The sequence below is a fragment of the Natronohydrobacter thiooxidans genome (genome assembly GCF_001884735.1).
Taxonomy (GTDB): Bacteria; Pseudomonadota; Alphaproteobacteria; order Rhodobacterales; family Rhodobacteraceae; genus Roseinatronobacter; species Roseinatronobacter thiooxidans_A.
Genome location: NZ_MJAP01000033.1, coordinates 159,003 through 176,696, shown reverse-complemented (window position 1 = coordinate 176,696; position 17,694 = coordinate 159,003). Strand labels below are relative to the sequence as shown.

Annotated in this window: 18 protein-coding genes and 2 tRNA genes; 9 read left to right on the top strand and 11 right to left on the bottom strand. The window is 62.5% G+C overall.

Annotation, left to right across the window (positions count from 1 at the left end; translation table 11 throughout):
• The 4 genes from BG457_RS20315 to BG457_RS14705 form a co-directional block, all read left to right on the top strand.
• Nucleotides 1–273: hypothetical protein (locus tag BG457_RS20315; protein WP_217649528.1), on the top strand; the 273-nt coding region annotated here is incomplete at its 5' end.
• An 85-nt stretch (nt 274–358) separates the two neighbouring features.
• A tRNA-Pro gene (locus BG457_RS14715) sits at nt 359–435 on the top strand.
• 88 nt (nt 436–523) lie between these two features.
• Nucleotides 524–1,606 carry a 2'-deoxycytidine 5'-triphosphate deaminase gene (locus tag BG457_RS14710; protein WP_071798001.1) on the top strand — a complete coding sequence of 361 codons (1,083 nt, stop codon included), beginning with the start codon at nt 524–526 and terminating at the stop codon, nt 1,604–1,606.
• 4 nt (nt 1,607–1,610) lie between these two features.
• On the top strand, nt 1,611–2,267 hold the full coding sequence (locus BG457_RS14705) for a MarC family protein (protein WP_071797999.1): 657 nt from the start codon (nt 1,611–1,613) through the stop codon (nt 2,265–2,267).
• An 11-nt stretch (nt 2,268–2,278) separates the two neighbouring features.
• Here BG457_RS14705 and BG457_RS14700 read toward each other — a convergent pair whose 3' ends face one another.
• The gene (locus BG457_RS14700) at nt 2,279–2,677 is read right to left on the bottom strand and encodes a cell division protein ZapA (protein ID WP_071797997.1); all 399 of its coding nucleotides are present in this window, start codon (nt 2,675–2,677) and stop codon (nt 2,279–2,281) included.
• A complete protein-coding gene (locus BG457_RS14695; protein WP_071797995.1) occupies nt 2,670–3,152 on the bottom strand; it encodes a hypothetical protein in 483 nt (160 codons plus the stop codon). The genes BG457_RS14700 and BG457_RS14695 overlap by 8 nt, the downstream gene beginning before the upstream one ends.
• Before the next feature lie 216 nt (nt 3,153–3,368).
• Between BG457_RS14695 and tkt the strand changes: the two genes are divergently transcribed.
• Entirely contained in the window at nt 3,369–5,390 is a 2,022-nt protein-coding gene (gene tkt, locus BG457_RS14690; protein WP_071797993.1) for a transketolase, read from the top strand.
• Between the two features lie 92 nt (nt 5,391–5,482).
• On the opposite strand, the gene BG457_RS14685 is transcribed toward tkt, so the two are convergent.
• The 5 genes from BG457_RS14685 to BG457_RS14665 form a co-directional block, all read right to left on the bottom strand.
• Nucleotides 5,483–6,334, bottom strand: coding sequence for an ABC transporter permease (locus BG457_RS14685; RefSeq protein ID WP_071797991.1), 852 nt, complete (start codon nt 6,332–6,334; stop codon nt 5,483–5,485).
• A gap of 12 nt (nt 6,335–6,346) precedes the next feature.
• Complete coding sequence (locus BG457_RS14680) at nt 6,347–7,648, bottom strand: ABC transporter permease (protein ID WP_071797989.1); 1,302 nt, start codon at nt 7,646–7,648, stop codon at nt 6,347–6,349.
• Between the two features lie 83 nt (nt 7,649–7,731).
• A complete protein-coding gene (locus BG457_RS14675) occupies nt 7,732–8,835 on the bottom strand; it encodes an ABC transporter substrate-binding protein (protein WP_071797987.1) in 1,104 nt (367 codons plus the stop codon).
• 97 nt (nt 8,836–8,932) lie between these two features.
• Complete coding sequence (locus tag BG457_RS14670; protein ID WP_071797985.1) at nt 8,933–10,039, bottom strand: ABC transporter ATP-binding protein; 1,107 nt, start codon at nt 10,037–10,039, stop codon at nt 8,933–8,935.
• A 261-nt stretch (nt 10,040–10,300) separates the two neighbouring features.
• Nucleotides 10,301–10,387, bottom strand: a tRNA-Leu gene (locus BG457_RS14665).
• Nucleotides 10,388–10,554: 167 nt separating this feature from the next.
• Here BG457_RS14665 and lipB point away from each other — a divergent pair.
• The 3 genes from lipB to BG457_RS14650 all read left to right on the top strand — a co-directional run bounded on the left by lipB (nt 10,555) and on the right by BG457_RS14650 (nt 13,716).
• Nucleotides 10,555–11,286, top strand: coding sequence for a lipoyl(octanoyl) transferase LipB (gene lipB, locus BG457_RS14660; protein ID WP_084657658.1), 732 nt, complete (start codon nt 10,555–10,557; stop codon nt 11,284–11,286).
• A 206-nt stretch (nt 11,287–11,492) separates the two neighbouring features.
• Nucleotides 11,493–13,160 (top strand): cytochrome c oxidase subunit I, encoded by a 1,668-nt coding sequence (gene ctaD, locus BG457_RS14655; protein ID WP_071797983.1) that lies wholly within the window; start codon nt 11,493–11,495, stop codon nt 13,158–13,160.
• 19 nt (nt 13,161–13,179) lie between these two features.
• The gene (locus tag BG457_RS14650) at nt 13,180–13,716 is read left to right on the top strand and encodes a DUF2244 domain-containing protein (RefSeq protein WP_071797981.1); all 537 of its coding nucleotides are present in this window, start codon (nt 13,180–13,182) and stop codon (nt 13,714–13,716) included.
• Nucleotides 13,717–13,771: 55 nt separating this feature from the next.
• Here BG457_RS14650 and BG457_RS14645 read toward each other — a convergent pair whose 3' ends face one another.
• Genes BG457_RS14645 through gatC form a run of 4 tightly spaced genes read right to left on the bottom strand, consistent with a single transcriptional unit; the run spans nt 13,772 to nt 17,055 of the window.
• Nucleotides 13,772–14,431 (bottom strand): N-acetylmuramoyl-L-alanine amidase, encoded by a 660-nt coding sequence (locus tag BG457_RS14645; protein ID WP_084657657.1) that lies wholly within the window; start codon nt 14,429–14,431, stop codon nt 13,772–13,774.
• Between the two features lie 8 nt (nt 14,432–14,439).
• Entirely contained in the window at nt 14,440–15,252 is an 813-nt protein-coding gene (locus tag BG457_RS14640) for a hypothetical protein (RefSeq protein ID WP_071797979.1), read from the bottom strand.
• 34 nt (nt 15,253–15,286) lie between these two features.
• Nucleotides 15,287–16,768 carry an Asp-tRNA(Asn)/Glu-tRNA(Gln) amidotransferase subunit GatA gene (gene gatA, locus BG457_RS14635; RefSeq protein WP_071797976.1) on the bottom strand — a complete coding sequence of 494 codons (1,482 nt, stop codon included), beginning with the start codon at nt 16,766–16,768 and terminating at the stop codon, nt 15,287–15,289.
• Nucleotides 16,765–17,055 carry an Asp-tRNA(Asn)/Glu-tRNA(Gln) amidotransferase subunit GatC gene (gene gatC, locus BG457_RS14630; protein WP_071797974.1) on the bottom strand — a complete coding sequence of 97 codons (291 nt, stop codon included), beginning with the start codon at nt 17,053–17,055 and terminating at the stop codon, nt 16,765–16,767. The genes gatA and gatC overlap by 4 nt, the downstream gene beginning before the upstream one ends.
• Nucleotides 17,056–17,223: 168 nt before the next feature.
• Here gatC and BG457_RS14625 point away from each other — a divergent pair, with 168 nt between their 5' ends.
• Nucleotides 17,224–17,670 (top strand): CAP domain-containing protein, encoded by a 447-nt coding sequence (locus BG457_RS14625; RefSeq protein WP_071797972.1) that lies wholly within the window; start codon nt 17,224–17,226, stop codon nt 17,668–17,670.
• Nucleotides 17,671–17,694 lie beyond the last annotated feature (24 nt).

Sequence of the window (17,694 nt, the reverse complement as noted above, 5' to 3'; positions counted from 1 at the left end):
CCTGAGCCTGAGCCTGAGCCTGAGAAAGCTGATCTGGCTGCCGCTGAGGTGCAAGCGGCAAATGATCCTGCGCCCCCTGCCCCGCCGGATCCGGATACAGGCGGCAATGCCTTCAGTGATCTGGACACGCCGCCGAAGACGCGTTTTCGGCGTGCAGCGGCGCTTGCCCATACCCTGCGCGGTGCTCCGCCCGCGCCCACGCGTCTGGCCGAGGCCGCACCAGCGATCGCGCGGCTGCAGGCCCTGCTCGCGCTGATGCGCAGCCGCGAATGATCGGCGCGGCGCGGCTTTTGTCGCGCAGCCCTGTTTTTCACCCTTGCCCTTGGGCGTGAATCGGGTAGATAGGCGCACACAGCGTCGGGCTATGGCGCAGTCTGGTAGCGCGTCCGTCTGGGGGGCGGAAGGTCGCAGGTTCAAGTCCTGCTAGCCCGACCATAAATCTCTCACTTTCTTCCGCTGTGCCGCCTTGCACTAAGGCAACGCATCTGCAAGGAAACCGGCAGCAGGCCGAAAGAGGTGGATCATGCAACAGACCGGGGTTTTGCCAGTACAGGCTTTGCGCGCCATGGTGCGCGACGGCGTGATCCGCGCGGAACCACCGGTCGAAGATGCACAAATCCAGCCCGCAAGCCTTGATCTTCGCCTTGGTGCGCGCGCCTGGCGGGTGCGGGCCTCTTTCCTTGCGGGCAAGGGGCGGCGGGTGGCTGACCGGCTGGCCGCGCTCGAAATGCACCAGATGGATCTGACGCATGGCGCCGTGCTTGAAAAGGGCTGCGTCTATGTCGTGCCGCTGATGGAGAGCCTGGCGCTGCCCCTCGGGATTCAGGCCGTGGCCAATGCCAAAAGCTCGACCGGGCGGCTGGACCTGCTGACGCGGGTCATCACCGACGACGGAACCGAATTTGACCGCGTGGCCGAAGGCTATACCGGTCCGCTTTACGCCGAGATCTGCCCGCGTTCGTTTTCGGTGCTGGTGCGTCCGGGGATGCGGCTCAATCAGATCCGGTTTCGCAAGGGGCAATCTGTCCTGACCGACGCAGAATTGCTGGCGCTGCACGAAAGCGACAGGCTGGTTCCCGGTGAGCCGGTGATTTCCGAAGGGCTGGGCTTTTCGGTCGACCTGCGCCCCGAAAGCGGCGCGCTGGTCGGCTACCGCGCGAAGCCACATACCGGCGTGATCGATCTGGACCGGATCGGGGCATATGACCCGCGCGATTTCTGGGAAGAGCTGCACAGCAGCGATGGGCAACTGATCCTTGATCCCGGCGCGTTCTATATTCTTGTCAGCCGCGAAGCGGTGCATATCCCGCCGGATTATGCCGCCGAAATGGCCCCCTATCTGGCCATGGTGGGCGAATTCCGCGTGCATTATGCCGGATTCTTCGACCCCGGTTTCGGCCATGCCGCCGCAGGCGGGGCCGGTGCGCGCGGCGTGCTGGAAGTGCGCTGCCATGAAGCGCCCTTCGTGCTGGAACACGGACAGATCGTCGGGCGGCTGGTCTATGAACGCATGAGCGAACGCCCGGAAACCCTTTACGGCGCCGGGATCGCGTCGAATTATCAGGGTCAGGGGCTGAAACTCGCCAAGCATTTCAAGGCGCTATGACGCGATGTTGGATCTGGTCGACAGCGCCTTTCTGATCACGGCCTTTGTCACGCTCTTCGTGGTCATCGACCCGATTGGCACAGCGCCGCTGTTCCTTGCGCTGACCCAAGGCATGGACGCCGCGCGCCGCCGCCTGATCGCCATTCGGGCCTGTGTGATCGCGGTGATCCTGCTCGCGCTCTTCGGCCTCGCGGGCGAAGATTTCCTGCGATTCATCGGCATTTCCATGCCCGCTTTCCAGATCGCGGGCGGGCTCTTGCTGTTCCTGACTGCGCTCGACATGCTGTTTGACCGCCGCAGCCAGCGGCGCAAGGATCACGCCGACGAAGGTGCCGGCGCTGTGGCCGATGACCCGTCCGTTTTTCCGCTTGCGATGCCGCTGATCGCGGGCCCCGGCGCGATGGCGACGATGGTTTTGCTGATCGGCGAGACCGGGCGTACGCCGCAGGGCATGGCGCTGGTCACAGGCGTCATGCTGGTCGTCGTCGCTCTGGTGCTGATGGCCTTCCTGCTCGCAGGCCCCATCGAGCGGCTCTTGCGCCGCACGGGAACCATGGTCATGACCCGGTTGTTCGGTCTGCTCTTAGCCGCGCTCTCGGTGCAATTCGTGCTGAACGGGGCCAGCGCAATCGGCATCATGCCAGCGACGACCGGCCTGTAGACACCGACGCGTCAGCGCGCTTTCGCGCGGGTTTCCAGATCATCGGCCACGGCTTCGGCGCGCGCGGCCAGTTCTGTCAGCGCATCGGTCACATCCGCCGGAATCACCGGCACCTCGATCTTCTTCGGCTCGGGCGCGGGCCGGGCATGCAGGCGCGAGATTTCCTCGCGCAGGGATGCGATCTCGGCATCGGCGGTTTTCACCTTGTCTTCGGCCTCTGCGATCTTGTCGGCCAGCATGAGCCCCGCCATCAGCAGCATGCGCTCGGCCGGGACACGGCCGATCTGGTTCAGAAGGGTGCGCGCCTCGGCATCCAGCAATTCCGCCGCAGCCAGCAGGAACTGTTCCTCCCCCGGCTGGCAGGCAACGGTGAATTCCTTGTGGCCGATGGTGATGACCTGCTCAGGCATTGCTTTCCTCCCGCGACAGCACCGGCGTCAACTCGCCCAGCACATCTTCGAGTTCCGCCGCCTCGGCCGCGCGTTCGGCGCGCAGCGCTTCGAGTTCAGCGACCAGTGAGCGGTTGATCGCGGATGGCTCGATTACCTGCGCCTCGCTTCCCTCGCGCAGCTTGCGATTGGCCTCGATCAGCTTGGTATTCGCCTTTTTCAGCCGCAGCATTTCCAGACTTTGCAGATCCAGTTGTTCGGTCATGCGCGCGAGGCGGCGCTCCAATGTGGCGAAGGAACTTTCCTGCCGCTGACGCACGGCATTCACCCGTTCTGACAGTTGTGCATTCTTCGCGCGCTCGGCATCAAGCTGGCTGCGCAGCGCCTCCAGATCAGGGGTCTCATCGGATTTGGCGGCGCGGAGCGCCATCGCGCTTTTCGCGATGCGATCCAGCGCGCGTCCAAGGCGGTTCTCAAGGTCTGATACATTGCTCATGCGAGGAACGCTTTCTGTTTCAGTGTTCTTCTGACCGTCTCAGTTCGCGAATCATGGCCCGTGGATCAGGCAAGGTCAATGCCAGAAACCTACCCGTAAAGCGCGGATAATCCAACATCCTGTCGCATTCCCGCCTCTGGTTGGCATCGCATCGCTTGAACTCGCGGCGCAGGCTGGTATGACGCCGCTAACACTGGCCAGACAAGGAAGCCCGAAGTGGACATTGCTGCCCTGCGTGACGCGCACCCCGATCACTGGAAGAAAGCCACCGCCATCCGTGCTCTGGCCATGGATGCGGTTCAGGCCGCGAATTCCGGCCATCCCGGCATGCCGATGGGCATGGCCGATGTGGCGACCGTGCTGTTCGAGAAGCATCTGAAATTCGATGCCAGCCGCCCGGACTGGGCGGATCGTGACCGCTTCATCCTCTCGGCGGGGCATGGCTCGATGCTGCTCTATGCCCTGCTGCATCTGACCGGCTACGAGGATATGACCCTCGATCAGATCCGGAATTTCCGCCAATGGGGCGCGATCACTGCCGGGCACCCGGAATACGGCCATGCCAAGGGGATCGAGACAACGACCGGTCCCCTGGGTCAGGGCATCTCGAATGCCGTGGGGTTTGCCATGGCCGAGGAAAAGCTGCGCGCCGAATTCGGCGCGAAGGTGGTTGATCACTACACCTATGTCATCGCAGGCGATGGCTGCCTGATGGAAGGCATCAGCCATGAGGCCATCGGCCTTGCGGGCCATCAGAAACTGGGCCGTCTGATCGTGCTCTGGGACAATAATGACATCACCATTGATGGCCGGGTCAGCCTGTCTGATGTCACCGATCAGCGCGCGCGCTTTGCCGCTGCGGGCTGGAACGTGCTTTCCTGCGATGGGCATGATCCTGCCGATATCGACCGCGCGCTGACCGAGGCCAAAGGCTCTGACCGGCCGGTTCTGATCGACTGCAAGACGATCATCGGCTTTGGCAGCCCCAAGAAGGCCGACACCTCGGGCGCGCATGGCTCACCGCTGGGGGATGCCGAAATTGCGGTTACGAAAGAGATCTATGGCTGGCCCTACGGGCCTTTCGAGATCCCCGGCGACGTGCTGGCGGACTGGCGCGCGATCGGCGCGCGCGGCGCCGAGGCACGCGACGCCTGGGAAGCACGTTTCGCGAAACTCTCGGGCGCGAAACAGGCCGAATTCACCCGCCGCATGGCGGGCGAGGCCCCGAAGAAACTCGCCGCCGCCATCCGCGCGTTCAAGAAGCAGATCTCTGAGAGCGCCCCCAAGGTTGCGACGCGCAAATCCTCGGAGATGGTGCTGGAAGTCATCAATGAGGTCATGCCCGAAACCATCGGTGGCTCGGCCGACCTGACGGGCTCGAACAACACCAAGACCGCGGGTCTGGGCGTGTTCTCATCCGAAGATCGCAAAGGCCGTTACGTCTATTTCGGTATCCGCGAACATGGCATGGCGGCGGCGATGAACGGTCTGGCGCTGCATGGCGGCGTGAAACCCTATGGCGGCACCTTCATGTGCTTCACCGATTACGCGCGCGGCGCGATGCGCCTGTCGGCGCTGATGGGCGTGCCTGTGACCTATGTCATGACGCATGACAGCATTGGACTGGGCGAAGATGGCCCGACCCATCAGCCGGTCGAGCATCTGGCGATTTCGCGCGCGACCCCCAATACCTATGTGTTCCGCCCCTGCGACACGATCGAGACGGCGGAAGCCTGGGAACTCGCTCTGACCGCCCCGCGCACGCCCTCGGTGCTGGCGCTGTCGCGCCAGAACCTGCCGACGCTGCGCACTACGCATAGCACGAAGAACCTGACCGCGCAGGGCGCCTATGTGCTGGCCGAAGCCGAGGGCAAGCGTCAGGCGATCCTGATGGCCACCGGCTCGGAGGTCGAGATTGCCATGGCCGCGCGCGACATGCTGCAGGCTGAAGGGATCGGCACGCGGGTCGTGTCTTTCCCCTGCTGGGAGCTGTTCGAGGACCAGCCCGAGGCCTATCGGCGCAAGGTGCTGCCCGCAGGCCCGGTGCGTGTCGCCATCGAAGCCGGACTGCGCTTCGGCTGGGATCGCTGGCTTTTCGGCGAACGCGGGCGTCGCGAGAAATCCGGCTTTGTGGGCATGCAGGGTTTCGGTGCCTCTGCCCCTGCCCCGGATCTGTATCGCGCGTTCGGCATTACCGCAGAGGCGACGGTCGCGCAGGTGAAGCAACTGCTTGGCTGAAGGCGTAGGGTGCGTGCTCCTGCACGCACCGCCCGGACATGAAAAAGGGTGCGTGGAAAACCACGCACCCTACTTTTTTTCCCGTGCCCGGATTATTGCGGGCTCAGGCCCCGCAACCGCTCGCCCCGGCGGCGCAGCAATTCCACCACCGTCAGCAGCGCGACCGAGATCAGCACCAGAATTGTCGCCACCGCCAGGATCGTCGGGCTGATATCCTCGCGGATCCCCGACCACATCTCGCGCGGGATGGTCCTCTGCTCGACACCGGCAACGAAGAGCACCACCACGATCTCGTCAAAAGAGGTGATGAAGGCGAAGAGCGCGCCCGAGATCACGCCGGGCAGGATCAGCGGCATGGTGATCTTGAAGAAGGTCCGCGTGGGCGAAGCGCCCAGATTGGCCGCCGCGCGCGTCAGCGACTGATCGAACCCGACCAATGTCGCTGTGACCGTGATCACCACAAAAGGCGTGCCAAGGGCCGCATGGGCCAGCACCACCCCCAGATAGGTCTGGGCGATGTTGATCGAGGAGAAGAAGAAGAACATCCCTGCGGCCGAAATAATCAGCGGCACGATCATGGGCGAGATCAGAATGCCCATGATCAGGCCCTTCGCGGGCATTTCCGACCGCGACAGCCCCAGCGCCGCCAATGTCCCGAGCGTGGTCGAGACCAATGTGGCCGCGATACCGATGATGAAGGAATTGCGGATCGAGCGCATCCAGCTATCGGATCCCAGGAAATCGCGATACCAGCGCAGGCTGTAGCCTTCAGGGTTGAGCGTCAGCATTTCACGGGTGAAGGTGAAGAACGGCTGCGCGTTGAAGCTGAGCGGGATCATGATCAGGATCGGCGCCAGCAAGAAGAAGAAGATGGCAAAGCAGATCACCCGGAAGGTGTAATGCCAGATCTTGTCCTTGGTCGTGTAATAGGCGGGCATGGACATGCGTTCTCTCCCTTACCCGAACTTCAGGCTGTCGGCACCGACCAGCCGGTTATAGAGCCAATAGAGCACCAGAACGCCCACCAGCAGCATCGACCCCAGAGCCGCAGCCAGCCCCCAGTTCAGCGATTGCTGGATATGGCGCGCAATCTCGTTCGAGATCATCCGCCCTGTCTGACCGCCTACCAGGGCCGGCGTGATATAATAGCCGATCGAGATGATGAAAACGAGCACGCCGCCAGCTCCGATCCCCGGCAGGGTCTGCGGAAAATAGACGCGTCGGAAGGCGGTCCAGGGCCGCGCACCAAGAGATTTCGCCGCGCGCATGTAGCTGGGCGGAATGGTGCGCATCACGGAATAGAGCGGCAAGACCATGAAGGGCAGCAGAATATGGGTCATGGCGATAATCGTGCCCGTCTGGTTGTAGATCAGGCTGAACCTGCCCGCGTCATCTATCAATCCGATCCCGACCAGCGTGTTGTTGATCACGCCCTGCTGCTGCAGCAGCACGATCCAGGCCGAGGTCCGCACCAGCAGCGAGGTCCAGAACGGCAGCAGCACCGCAATCATCAGCAGATTGGCGTAGCGCATCGGCAGGACGGACAGGTAATAGGCAATCGGAAAGCCCAGCAGAAAGGTCATCGCAGTAATGGCCACGCTGAGCGCGAGAGTCCGGCCGAAGAGCGAGACATAGATCCGGCGGTTTTCATCGCGCTTCACGATATTGCCTTGGGCGTCATATTCTCGGTCAAGAGCCGCAACATAATAGGATAATGTGAGCGGTCGCCCCTCGCGCTGGATGATCCGCCACAATTCGACATCACCCCAGAGACGATGTGCCGAGGTGAATGCCTCGCTATAGGGTGCCTCGAAATTTGCGACGTCACGCGTGGTTCGTGAAATTGCGGAGCGCGCAGCGCTCAATTCATAGTTCAGGCGAATCCCCAGCGGACCAATGGCCTGCTCGCGCCGGGGCCGTTCCAGATCGGCCACCATATCCGCATGAAGAGCCGCGAAAACAGGCTCCGGCGGCAGCGCATCGCCATCCCAGTCCTGCAGCGCATCAAGCGTGCGCGGCAGCGCGTTCACGACCTGCGGATTGTCAACCGAGCGCCACATCATCTGCGCGATGGGAAAGGCAAAGAAAATCAAAATAAAGGCCAACAGAGGCGCGACAAGCGCCAGGGCCGTCAGTTTGCGGCGACGGTTGGCGCGCTCCAATGCGCGGCGCAACGGCGTTCCGTCCGAAGTCAGCAAGCGCCCGCGCTTGTCGGTATGCGACCCTGTCAGGCCACCATCTGCTGTCGCATCTGCCATTCGCGATATCCCGTATGTCCTGTGGCTTGTGCAGGCTCAGTGCAGTCAGGGCGCGAAAACCGCGCCCTGACCGAGAGAGATGCTTATTGCAGCATCCAGTTGGCGAAACGCTCGCGCAGTTCGTCGCCGTAATCGACCCAGAAGTCGTTATCCAGCACGATCGGCGCGAAATAGTTGTCCGGATTGGTCGGCATATGCGGTGCCATGTCGATCCCCAGATCGGCATGCTCACCAACCAGCTCCGCCGAAGAGGCGCGCGCCGGGCCGTAGCTGATATACTTGGCCTGATCCGCCAGACGCTGCGTGTCCGTGGCGAAATAGAGATATTCCATCACCGTATCCAGATTCGGCCCGTCTGCGGGCACGACCCAGCCGTCCCATTCGACGATCTGGCCGTCCCAGATAATATCAGCGGCCATACCTTCTTCTTCGATCGCGGCGAACATCCGGCCGTTATAGCCCGTGGCGAATGCCACTTCACCATCGGCCAGAAGCTGAGGCGCCTGAGCCCCTTCGGTCCAGAAGATGATGTGATCCTTGATCGTGTCGAGCTTGGCGAAGGCGCGATCTACGCCCTCAGGGGTGGCCAGCACATCGTAGATGTCCTCAAGAGCGACGCCATCGGCATAGAGTGCCCATTCCAGATTGGTGCCCGGACGATCCTGCAGGGCGCGGCGACCGGGGAAATTATCGACATCGAACAGATCCGCGATGCTTGAGGGCTGCTTGTCATCGGGGAAAGCCGCCGGACGGTAGGTCAGAACCGTCGAATAGACGATCTGCGGGATAAAGCACTCACCCAGCGAGCCGGGCAGGAAATCCTCGCTCGCAGGCGTGCCATCGGGCGCAGCGGCGAGCATGGCATCATGATCGATCTGCATGATGATGCCTTCATCACAGGCAAGCTGCGCATCGGAGGGCAGCATGTCCACCAGATCCCAGGTCACGTTTCCGGCCTGAGCCTGCGCCCGCAGGCCCGCCAGCGCATTCGCCGAACCGTCATCATTGACGATCGTGACATGCGGATTGGCTTCCATGAAGGGCTCATGGTAGGCGCGTTGCTGGCTGGCGGTATAGGCCCCGCCCCACGACACGATCGTCAGCGAGACCGGATCATTCGCCGCAGCGCTTAGCGCCATGACGCTGACAGCCGAGCTCAGCGCGATCAGTTTGACTTTGGATGACATTCGTAACCTCCTTGGTTGGTTCTGACGGCGCATATTACGCATACACCGTATCTGGCAGTTCTGTCCCCCGAACGCCTCGCCGCATTGCGGAGTATTGTCACTGCGGACAATCGAGAGCGCGGCAGTCTTTCGGCAGCCAGCCGATTTCGATCATGTCCCCCGGCTTGTGACGCACCTGATCGGGCGCGTTGCGGGTTTTCATGATGAAATTCTCGTTCCCGGCCACTTTCAGCCGGGTGCGGAAGACATCGCCCATATAAATGAACTCCATCACTTCCGCGCGGATCAGATGAGCACCGGGATCAAGCCGGTCCTTGTTGGCCTCGACCCGCTCCGGGCGGATCGACACGCGGGTGCGCTCGCCAACCTTGCTCACATTCACGGGCTTGGCGTCGATCAACTCTCCGCCATCCAGTTTCACGACACAGGTTTCGCCCCGGATTTCCTTGATGACACCATCCAGCGTGTTGTTTTCGCCGATGAACTGGGCCACGAAGCTGTTGCGCGGCTCTTCATAGAGCACATCGGGCGGATCAAGCTGCTGGATGCGGCCATCCTCGAACACGGCCACATTGTCGGACATGGTAAGGGCTTCGGTCTGGTCATGGGTCACATAGACTGTGGTAATCCCCAGATCATGCGCCAGTCGAGTGATCTCGAACTGCATATGCTCGCGCAACTGCTTGTCGAGTGCGCCAAGCGGCTCGTCCATCAGGACCAGTTCCGGCTCGAACACCAGCGCGCGGGCCAGGGCGATCCGCTGTTGCTGCCCGCCTGAAAGCTGCGCAGGGCGGCGATTTACGAATCTGCCCATCTGCACCATGTCGAGCGCGCGCATGATCTTCTTCTCGCGATCGGACTTGCCCATGCCGCGCACTTCCAGCGGGAAGGACAGGTTCTCGCCCACGGTCATATGCGGGAACAGAGCATAGTTCTGAAACACCATGCCAATGCCGCGCTTATGCGGCGGGACCGAGTTGATCGGGCGCCCATCCAGCATGATCTCGCCATGAGTCGCGGTTTCAAACCCGGCCAGCATCATCAGGCAGGTGGTCTTGCCCGACCCGGACGGCCCGAGCATTGTCAGAAACTCACCCTTGCCGACCGAAAGGTTGAGGTCTTTGACGACCAGTGTTTCGCCATCATAGCTCTTTTGGACTCCGTCAAATACGACGAAGCCGTCGCGCGTGTTTGCTGCGACCACGATTATCTCCCCGTGTCTCGGCGGTAATCCGCTCTTGTCATAGGTTCAGTAAAACCAAGCGCACCCGGCAATGCAACAAATAAGTTGATTGCGGACGATAAGATGCAGATTACGCAAATATTTCCCGCACCGCTCCTGATTTGCGGCGTTTGATCCCGTGATTGCGACACATTCAGGCGATCCGACTGCAGGCGTTTTCCGAGCGAAAAATGGCGCATTGCCAGAGCAATGCGACACATGCATGACCAGATGAAAGGAGAATGGTGCGGTCGAGAAGACTCGAACTTCCACGGGAGTTACCCCACAGCGACCTCAACGCTGCGCGTCTACCAATTCCGCCACGACCGCACGTGCCAGATGCGGCGTCTTTACTCGCCCGGTTCGCGGTTGTGAAGGGGGAAATCACGAAAAAACGCAACGGGCTGAAAAAGACAGGGCGCGGGGCCCGAAGCTATGGCCATCCCGCGCCCGGAGAGGGTAAATACACTGACGGAGATAGTGAGAATGACGCGCCGATGAGCCCGCACCCGCAACACAGACCCGAATGGCGCATCCTGCCCGGATTGTCGGATTATGCCGAAACGCTGGCCGCGATGGAAACCACAGTCGCCGCCATCAGCCGTGGGGACGCGCCGGAAGCGATCTGGCTGCTGGAACACCCCCCGCTCTATACCGCCGGGACCAGCGCAAATCCGGCCGATCTGACCGCACCGGACCGCTTCCCGGTCCATGCTGCCGGACGCGGCGGGCAATACACCTATCACGGCCCCGGCCAGCGCGTCGTCTATGCGATGCTCGATCTGAACCGGCGCGGGCGCGATGTGCGCTGTTTCGTGCATCAGATGGAAGAGTGGGTCATCGCCACCCTTGCGGAATTCGGCATTCGCGGCGAGCGGCGCCAGGGTCGGGTGGGCGTCTGGGTCACGCGGCCCGACAAGCCCCCCCTGCCCGATGGCAGCCCGCGCGAGGACAAGATCGCCGCCATCGGCATCAAGCTGCGCCGTTGGGTCAGCTTTCACGGGCTCTCGATCAATGTCGAACCCGATCTGAGCCATTTCGAGGGAATCGTCCCCTGCGGGATCCGCGATCACGGCGTGACCTCGCTGGTGGATCTGGGGCTGCCCGTGACGATGGAGGACGTGGATCTTGCCCTATTGCGGGGATTCGAGATTGTTTTCGGTGAGCAGGCACGCCCTGACACGCCAACAGCCTGCGCGGGCAATGCGTCCTGCGAAAAATTACCTTGATCTGAATCAAAAAAATCGCTGCCTGCGACAACTGGAGCATTGCCCTGCAAAAAGACACATTCTAGAAGCTGAGTATACTGCGGAACACTGCTGCGTGAGCGCCACGCCACTTCCGCAGGCCGCATAGCCGGGCAGGTCAGCTGATTCCGGCGAACGACAAGAACAGTTGCAGCCATTGCAACGGGAACCGGGAACTGGAGTAGCCTATGGCCGACGCAGCCACCCATGATCACGGGCACGAGGACAAACGGTCCTTCTTTACCCGCTGGTTCATGTCCACGAACCACAAGGATATCGGGATCCTCTATCTTTTCACGGCCGGGATCGTCGGCTTCATCGCTGTGGCCTTCTCGGTCTATATGCGCATGGAGCTGATGGAACCGGGTGTGCAGTATATGTGCATGGAAGGTGCAAGCTTCACCGCACAGGACGATTGTACCCCCAACGGCCATATCTGGAACGTGCTCGTTACCGCGCATGGTATCCTGATGATGTTCTTCGTGCTGATCCCGGCGCTGTTCGGGGGCTTCGGCAACTATTTCATGCCGCTGCATATCGGCGCACCCGACATGGCTTTCCCGCGTCTGAACAACCTCAGCTACTGGCTGTTCGTGGCAGGTTCCTCGCTGGCTGTCGCCTCGGTCCTGTCGCCGGGCGGCAATGGCCAGCTTGGTTCGGGTGTGGGCTGGGTGCTCTACCCGCCGCTTTCGACCAATGAGGCCGGATATTCCATGGATCTCGCGATCTTCGCGGTCCATGTCTCGGGCGCCTCGTCGATTCTGGGGGCGATCAACATCATCACCACCTTCCTGAACATGCGCGCGCCGGGCATGACGCTGTTCAAGGTGCCGCTCTTTGCCTGGTCGGTCTTCATCACCGCCTGGATGATCCTTCTGGCGCTGCCGGTTCTGGCTGGGGCCATCACCATGCTGCTGACCGACCGCAATTTCGGCACGGCCTTCTTTGATCCGGCAGGGGGTGGGGATCCGATTCTCTACCAGCATATCCTGTGGTTCTTCGGCCATCCGGAAGTGTATATCATCATCGTTCCGGGTTTCGGGATCATCAGCCACATCATCGCGACCTTCTCGCGCAAACCGGTCTTCGGCTATCTGCCGATGGTCTGGGCGATGATCGCGATTGCCGCTCTGGGCTTCATCGTCTGGGCGCACCACATGTACACGGTGGGCATGTCGCTCACGCAGCAGACCTATTTCATGCTGGCCACGATGACGATTGCCGTGCCCACGGGTATCAAGATCTTCTCCTGGATCGCCACCATGTGGCGCGGCTCGGTCAGTTTCGAGACGCCCATGCTCTGGGCGTTCGGCTTCCTGTTCCTGTTCACTGTGGGCGGGGTTACGGGGATCGTGCTGTCGCAGGCGCCTATCGACCGGGTGTATCATGACACCTATTATGTTGTGGCGCATTTCCACTATGTGATGTCGCTCGGTGCGGTCTTTGCGCTCTTTGCGGGCATCTATTACTGGATCGGCAAGATGTCGGGGCGCCAATACCCGGAATGGGCCGGCAAGCTGCATTTCTGGGCCATGTTCATCGGTGCGAACATCACCTTCTTCCCGCAGCACTTCCTCGGCCGTCAGGGCATGCCGCGCCGCTATATCGACTATCCGGAAGCCTATGCGCTCTGGAACTACATCTCGTCGATCGGCGCGTTCATCAGCTTTGCGTCCTTCCTGTTCTTCCTCGGGGTCATGTATTACACGCTGCGCCACGGCGCGCGCATTACCGAGAAGAACTACTGGAACGAGCACGCGGACACACTGGAATGGACCCTTCCCACGCCCCCGCCCGAACATACGTTCGAGCAACTGCCCAAGCGCGAGGACTGGGACAGGCAGCACGCCCATTGATGTAAGACTGGCATAATTCATGCCCGCTTACTGGACCATCACACCAAAGGCCCCGGGCGTTCCGCCCGGGGCCTTTGCCTTGGCGAGGACTGAGGCTGCCGAATACCATCTTGCCCTGACCCCTAACCTGTCTATGGGAAACAGGGGCTTTGCGCGGGTTATCGCGATCAGCGCGGGGTTTCTTGCATTGCCGCTGCTGGCTGTGCTTGGCACGCCGATCCTGTGGGGGCTGCTGCCCTTTGCAGGGCTGGCGCTCTGGGGGCTGTGGTATGCGCTTCGGCGCAACAGCCGTGAACGCCGGATCCTGCGCGAAGACCTGCATCTGACCTGCGACAAGATCGAGCTCCGGCGGACCAATCCACGACAGCCAGCGCAACATTGGGAAGCCAATCCCTATTGGGTACGTCTGAAGCTGACGGAAAAAGGGGCGCAGGTCGAGAATTACCTGACATTGCAGGGCGCGGGGCGCGAGGTCGAATTGGGGGCCTTCCTGAGCCCCGAGGAGCGCGTGACGCTCTATGACGAGCTCTCGCTTGCCTTGCGGCATCTGACCTGAGCGCATGTCAGGACGCGCCCTCCCCCTCGTGCCGCTATCCGGGGCGGCGCGGAAATCAGGAAAGCTGCCTCATGGCGCGCGCAACGCAATCCGCGCGGCGGCGGTCGGTCTCGGTTTCCGGGCCCTGCCCGGCGGGCAGGAACCGGTAGCGGAAGGCTTGCAGGCGTTTCGCGGCCTCTGCAGGCGGATAGCCAATCGCGTCAAGACTGTCACCAAGCGGGGCATCCGCCCCGAAACCCTCGGGCCAGAGCGCCAGCCCCTGCCGCGCCAGGCGGGCCCAGTCGAAACGCGGGCCGGGATCTTCCTTGCGCTCGGGCGCCATGTCGGAATGCGCGATTACCCCATGGGCAGGGATCGACCAGCGCGCCATGACCGCGCGCAGCAGCTGCTCCAACACGCTGATCTGCGCTTCGGGAAAAGGCTGCGCACCGGTATTGACCAGCTCGATTCCGATCGAGCGGGAATTCACATCCGCCGCGCCCTGCCAGGCCCCCGCCCCCGCGTGCCAGGCGCGCATCTCTTCCGCAACAAGCTGCCAGAGCGTGCCACAGCTGCCGATCATGTAATGCGCCGAGACTTCCGCCGACGGATCACATAACCTGTCCAGCGCATCCGCAGCCCCCCGCATGCCGGTATAATGCAGGACAACGATCGAAGGAATAAGCCCCGCGCGGCGTGGGCCGAAATTCGGCGACGGATGCCAGAGCGGTTGCACCTTCGGGATTATTGGCGCGCGCGCACGGTCCGGGCGGCCTGACGGAAGGGCGCAGGATCCCACCAGCAGGCAAAACCATCACCATCCGGGTCAAGATGGTTGGGATCGTTCGCCGGCCCACCCGCCGCAAGAAAGGCTTCCTGAGCCAGATCCTGACTTGGATACTGCGCGCAGGCCGATTCCCAGCGCCGCCAGCGCAACGGGTGCGAGCGCTTGTACCGCGCCTCACCGACATTATGCTGGGTGGACAACGCATAAACAAAGAGGTTCGGACCGCTGCTTCCCTGCATCAGCTCCGATTCTGACACATGCACCTGCGGCACGAAATCGCGCTCGACAAGCCGGTTCTGCTGCGGAGTGCCAAAAGGCTGCGGCGTGAAAGTCTGCTCGCTCACGCCCGCGGCGCGCGGTGCGGGGGCATTCTGTTGCGGCGTCGCGCCAAGGGCGGCGGTCTGAACCGGGGCCATCGGCTGAGCCATTGACGCGGGCTGTTGCTGCCCGACCGGGAAAGGCTGCGGCGCGGTTTGCGGGGTGCCGCGCACGGCAGCGACCGCCTCCTGACCGATGGTGGCGGGTTGCGCAGCAGCCTGTGGGCCAAATTGCGGCGCCCCTTGCGGCGCGGCCTGAACACCGCGCGCCTGCGCCACTTCGGAACGCCGGATGCGCGAGAGTTCTTCCTGCGCGCGCAGATATTGGGCGTAATCGCTGAAACCGACCCCGCGCCCGGTGGTGTCGATGACGTTGGAATAGGGGGCAGATGTATCACAGGCGGTCAGCAGGGTCATCGACCCGGCCAGCGTCAGGGCAGTCACTACACGCATTTCACTCTCGGCCTCATGCCATTTTCCCGCGACATTACCACCATTTTGGAGGTTTGGAAACAAAGCCTGTCGCCGATTCAAGAACATGTGCTGTTCTGAGCAAGGCACCCTCTTCCCAGGGCCGCCCGATCAGTTGCAACCCCAGTGGCAGCCCCTTCGCATCCAGCCCGGCAGGCACCGAAATTCCGGGCAATCCCGCAAGATTGACGGTCACGGTAAAGACGTCATTGAGATACATCTGCACCGGATCGGCATCAAGCATCTCGCCCAGCCCGAAAGCGCTGGAGGGCGTGGCAGGGGTCAGGATCGCGTCGATCCCGGCGGCGAAAGCCTGTTCGAAATCACGCTTGATCAGCGTGCGCACCTTGCGGGCACGGTTGTAATAGGCGTCATAGAACCCAGCCGAGAGGACATAGGTGCCGATCATCACGCGGCGCTGCACTTCCGGCCCGAAGCCTTCGGCGCGGGTTTTCTCGTACATCTGCGTGATCCCGTCACCCGGCCCCAGCTTGGCGCGATGCCCGTAGCGCACTCCGTCATAGCGCGCGAGGTTTGACGAGGCTTCCGCCGGTGCAATCACATAATAGGCCGGCAGCGCGTATTTCGTATGCGGCAGCGAGATATCCACGATCTCGGCCCCCGCATCGCGCAGCATCTCGGCGCCCTTGTCCCACAGCGCCGTGATCTCGGGGTTCATGCCCTCCATCCGGTATTCGCGCGGGATGCCGATCTTTTGCCCGCGAATATCGCCCGTGAGCATGGCCTCAAAGTCCGGCACCGGCAGATCGGCGCTGGTCGAATCCTTCGCATCATGCCCGCACATGGCTTCCAGCATGATCGCCGCATCGCGCACGGTCTTGGTCATCGGCCCCGCCTGATCGAGCGAAGAGGCGAAAGCCACGATCCCCCAGCGCGAGCAGCGCCCATAGGTGGGCTTGATCCCCACAGTGCCGGTGAAGGCTGCGGGCTGGCGGATCGAGCCGCCGGTATCCGTGCCGGTCGCCGCCAGACAGAGATCCGCCGCAACCGCCGCCGCCGATCCGCCCGAAGAGCCGCCCGGCGTCAATTCGCGCGCGCCGTCTTTCCATGGGTTGACCGCATTGCCATAGACCGAGGATTCGTTGCTCGATCCCATGGCGAATTCGTCCATGTTCAGCTTGCCCAGCATCACCGCGCCCGCATCGCGCAACTGCGCGGAAACGGTCGATTCGTATTCCGGTTTGAACCCTTCCAGAATCCGGGACGCGGCTTGCGAGGCCACGCCTTCGGTGCAGAACAGATCCTTGATCCCCACGGGGATGCCGCACATCGACGGCGCATCGCCCGCCGTGATCCGTGCATCCGCAGCGCGCGCGCGCTCCAGCGCCAGATCGGGCGTGTGGTGCACAAAAGCATTCAGCTTGCCTGCGCCCTCAATCGCCGTCAGACAGGCTTCGGTCAGCGCCACTGATGTCACATCGCCCTGCCGCAGCAGGTCGCGTGCCTCGGCAATCGTCAGTTTGTTCAGATCGCTCATTCCACCACCTTCGGCACCGCAAAGAACCCCTCGCGCGCATCCGGCGCATTGGACAGGATTTTCGCCTGCATATCCCCGTCCGTCACCCCGTCCTTGCGCCGCTTCAGGCGCATCGGCGTGACCGAGGTCATCGGCTCCACGCCCTCGACATCAACCTCGTTCAGTTGCTCCATGAAGGTGAGCATCTGGCTCAACTCCTGCGCCAGAGCGGGCAGATGGGCATCGGGCACGGCAATACGGGCCAGATGGGCCACTTTGCGCGCGGTGTCTAAGTCGATCTCGGACATGGGCTCTCCGGTGACTGTCAGAGGATTTCCCTGCGCGTTTATCGGGATGGTCGGAAAGGTGCAAGCTTGCGCAGGGTTTCGCGCGCCTGGACTGCGCTCACGCAAGCGTCATGGGCAGTTTGTCCGATCCTGCGGCAAGGTAGAGGTCAATGTCTCAGGAGGGTGCGCATGCTACGGATTCTGGCGGTCTGCGGTGCAATGATGGGTGGCACGGCACTGGCTTGCAGCCCGCCGCCGCAGGTCGAACTGGATATCCACCTTGCCGCTGTGAATGCCGAACGCGCCAAGGCCGGGCGCCCAGCGCTGGCCCTTTCGCCAGAGCTGAATGCGCTGGCGCAGGCCCATGCCTGCGACATGGCGCGGCGGGGCTATTTCAGCCATACCACGCCCGAGGGGCGCAGCATGATGGATCGCGCACGCCGCGCAGGCGCCAGCGGCTACTGCACGATGGGCGAGAATATCGCACGCGCCCCGCGCGATGTGCCCTCAGCTGTTGCGGGCTGGATGCGCTCGCCCGGTCACAGACGCAATATTCTGGATGCGGATTTCCATCTGGTCGGCTTCGGGCGTGGACCGGGGCCGCATTGGGTGCAGGTCTTTGCAAGCCCCTGCTGATTGCCGCGCCGCGCTGACTGGTCT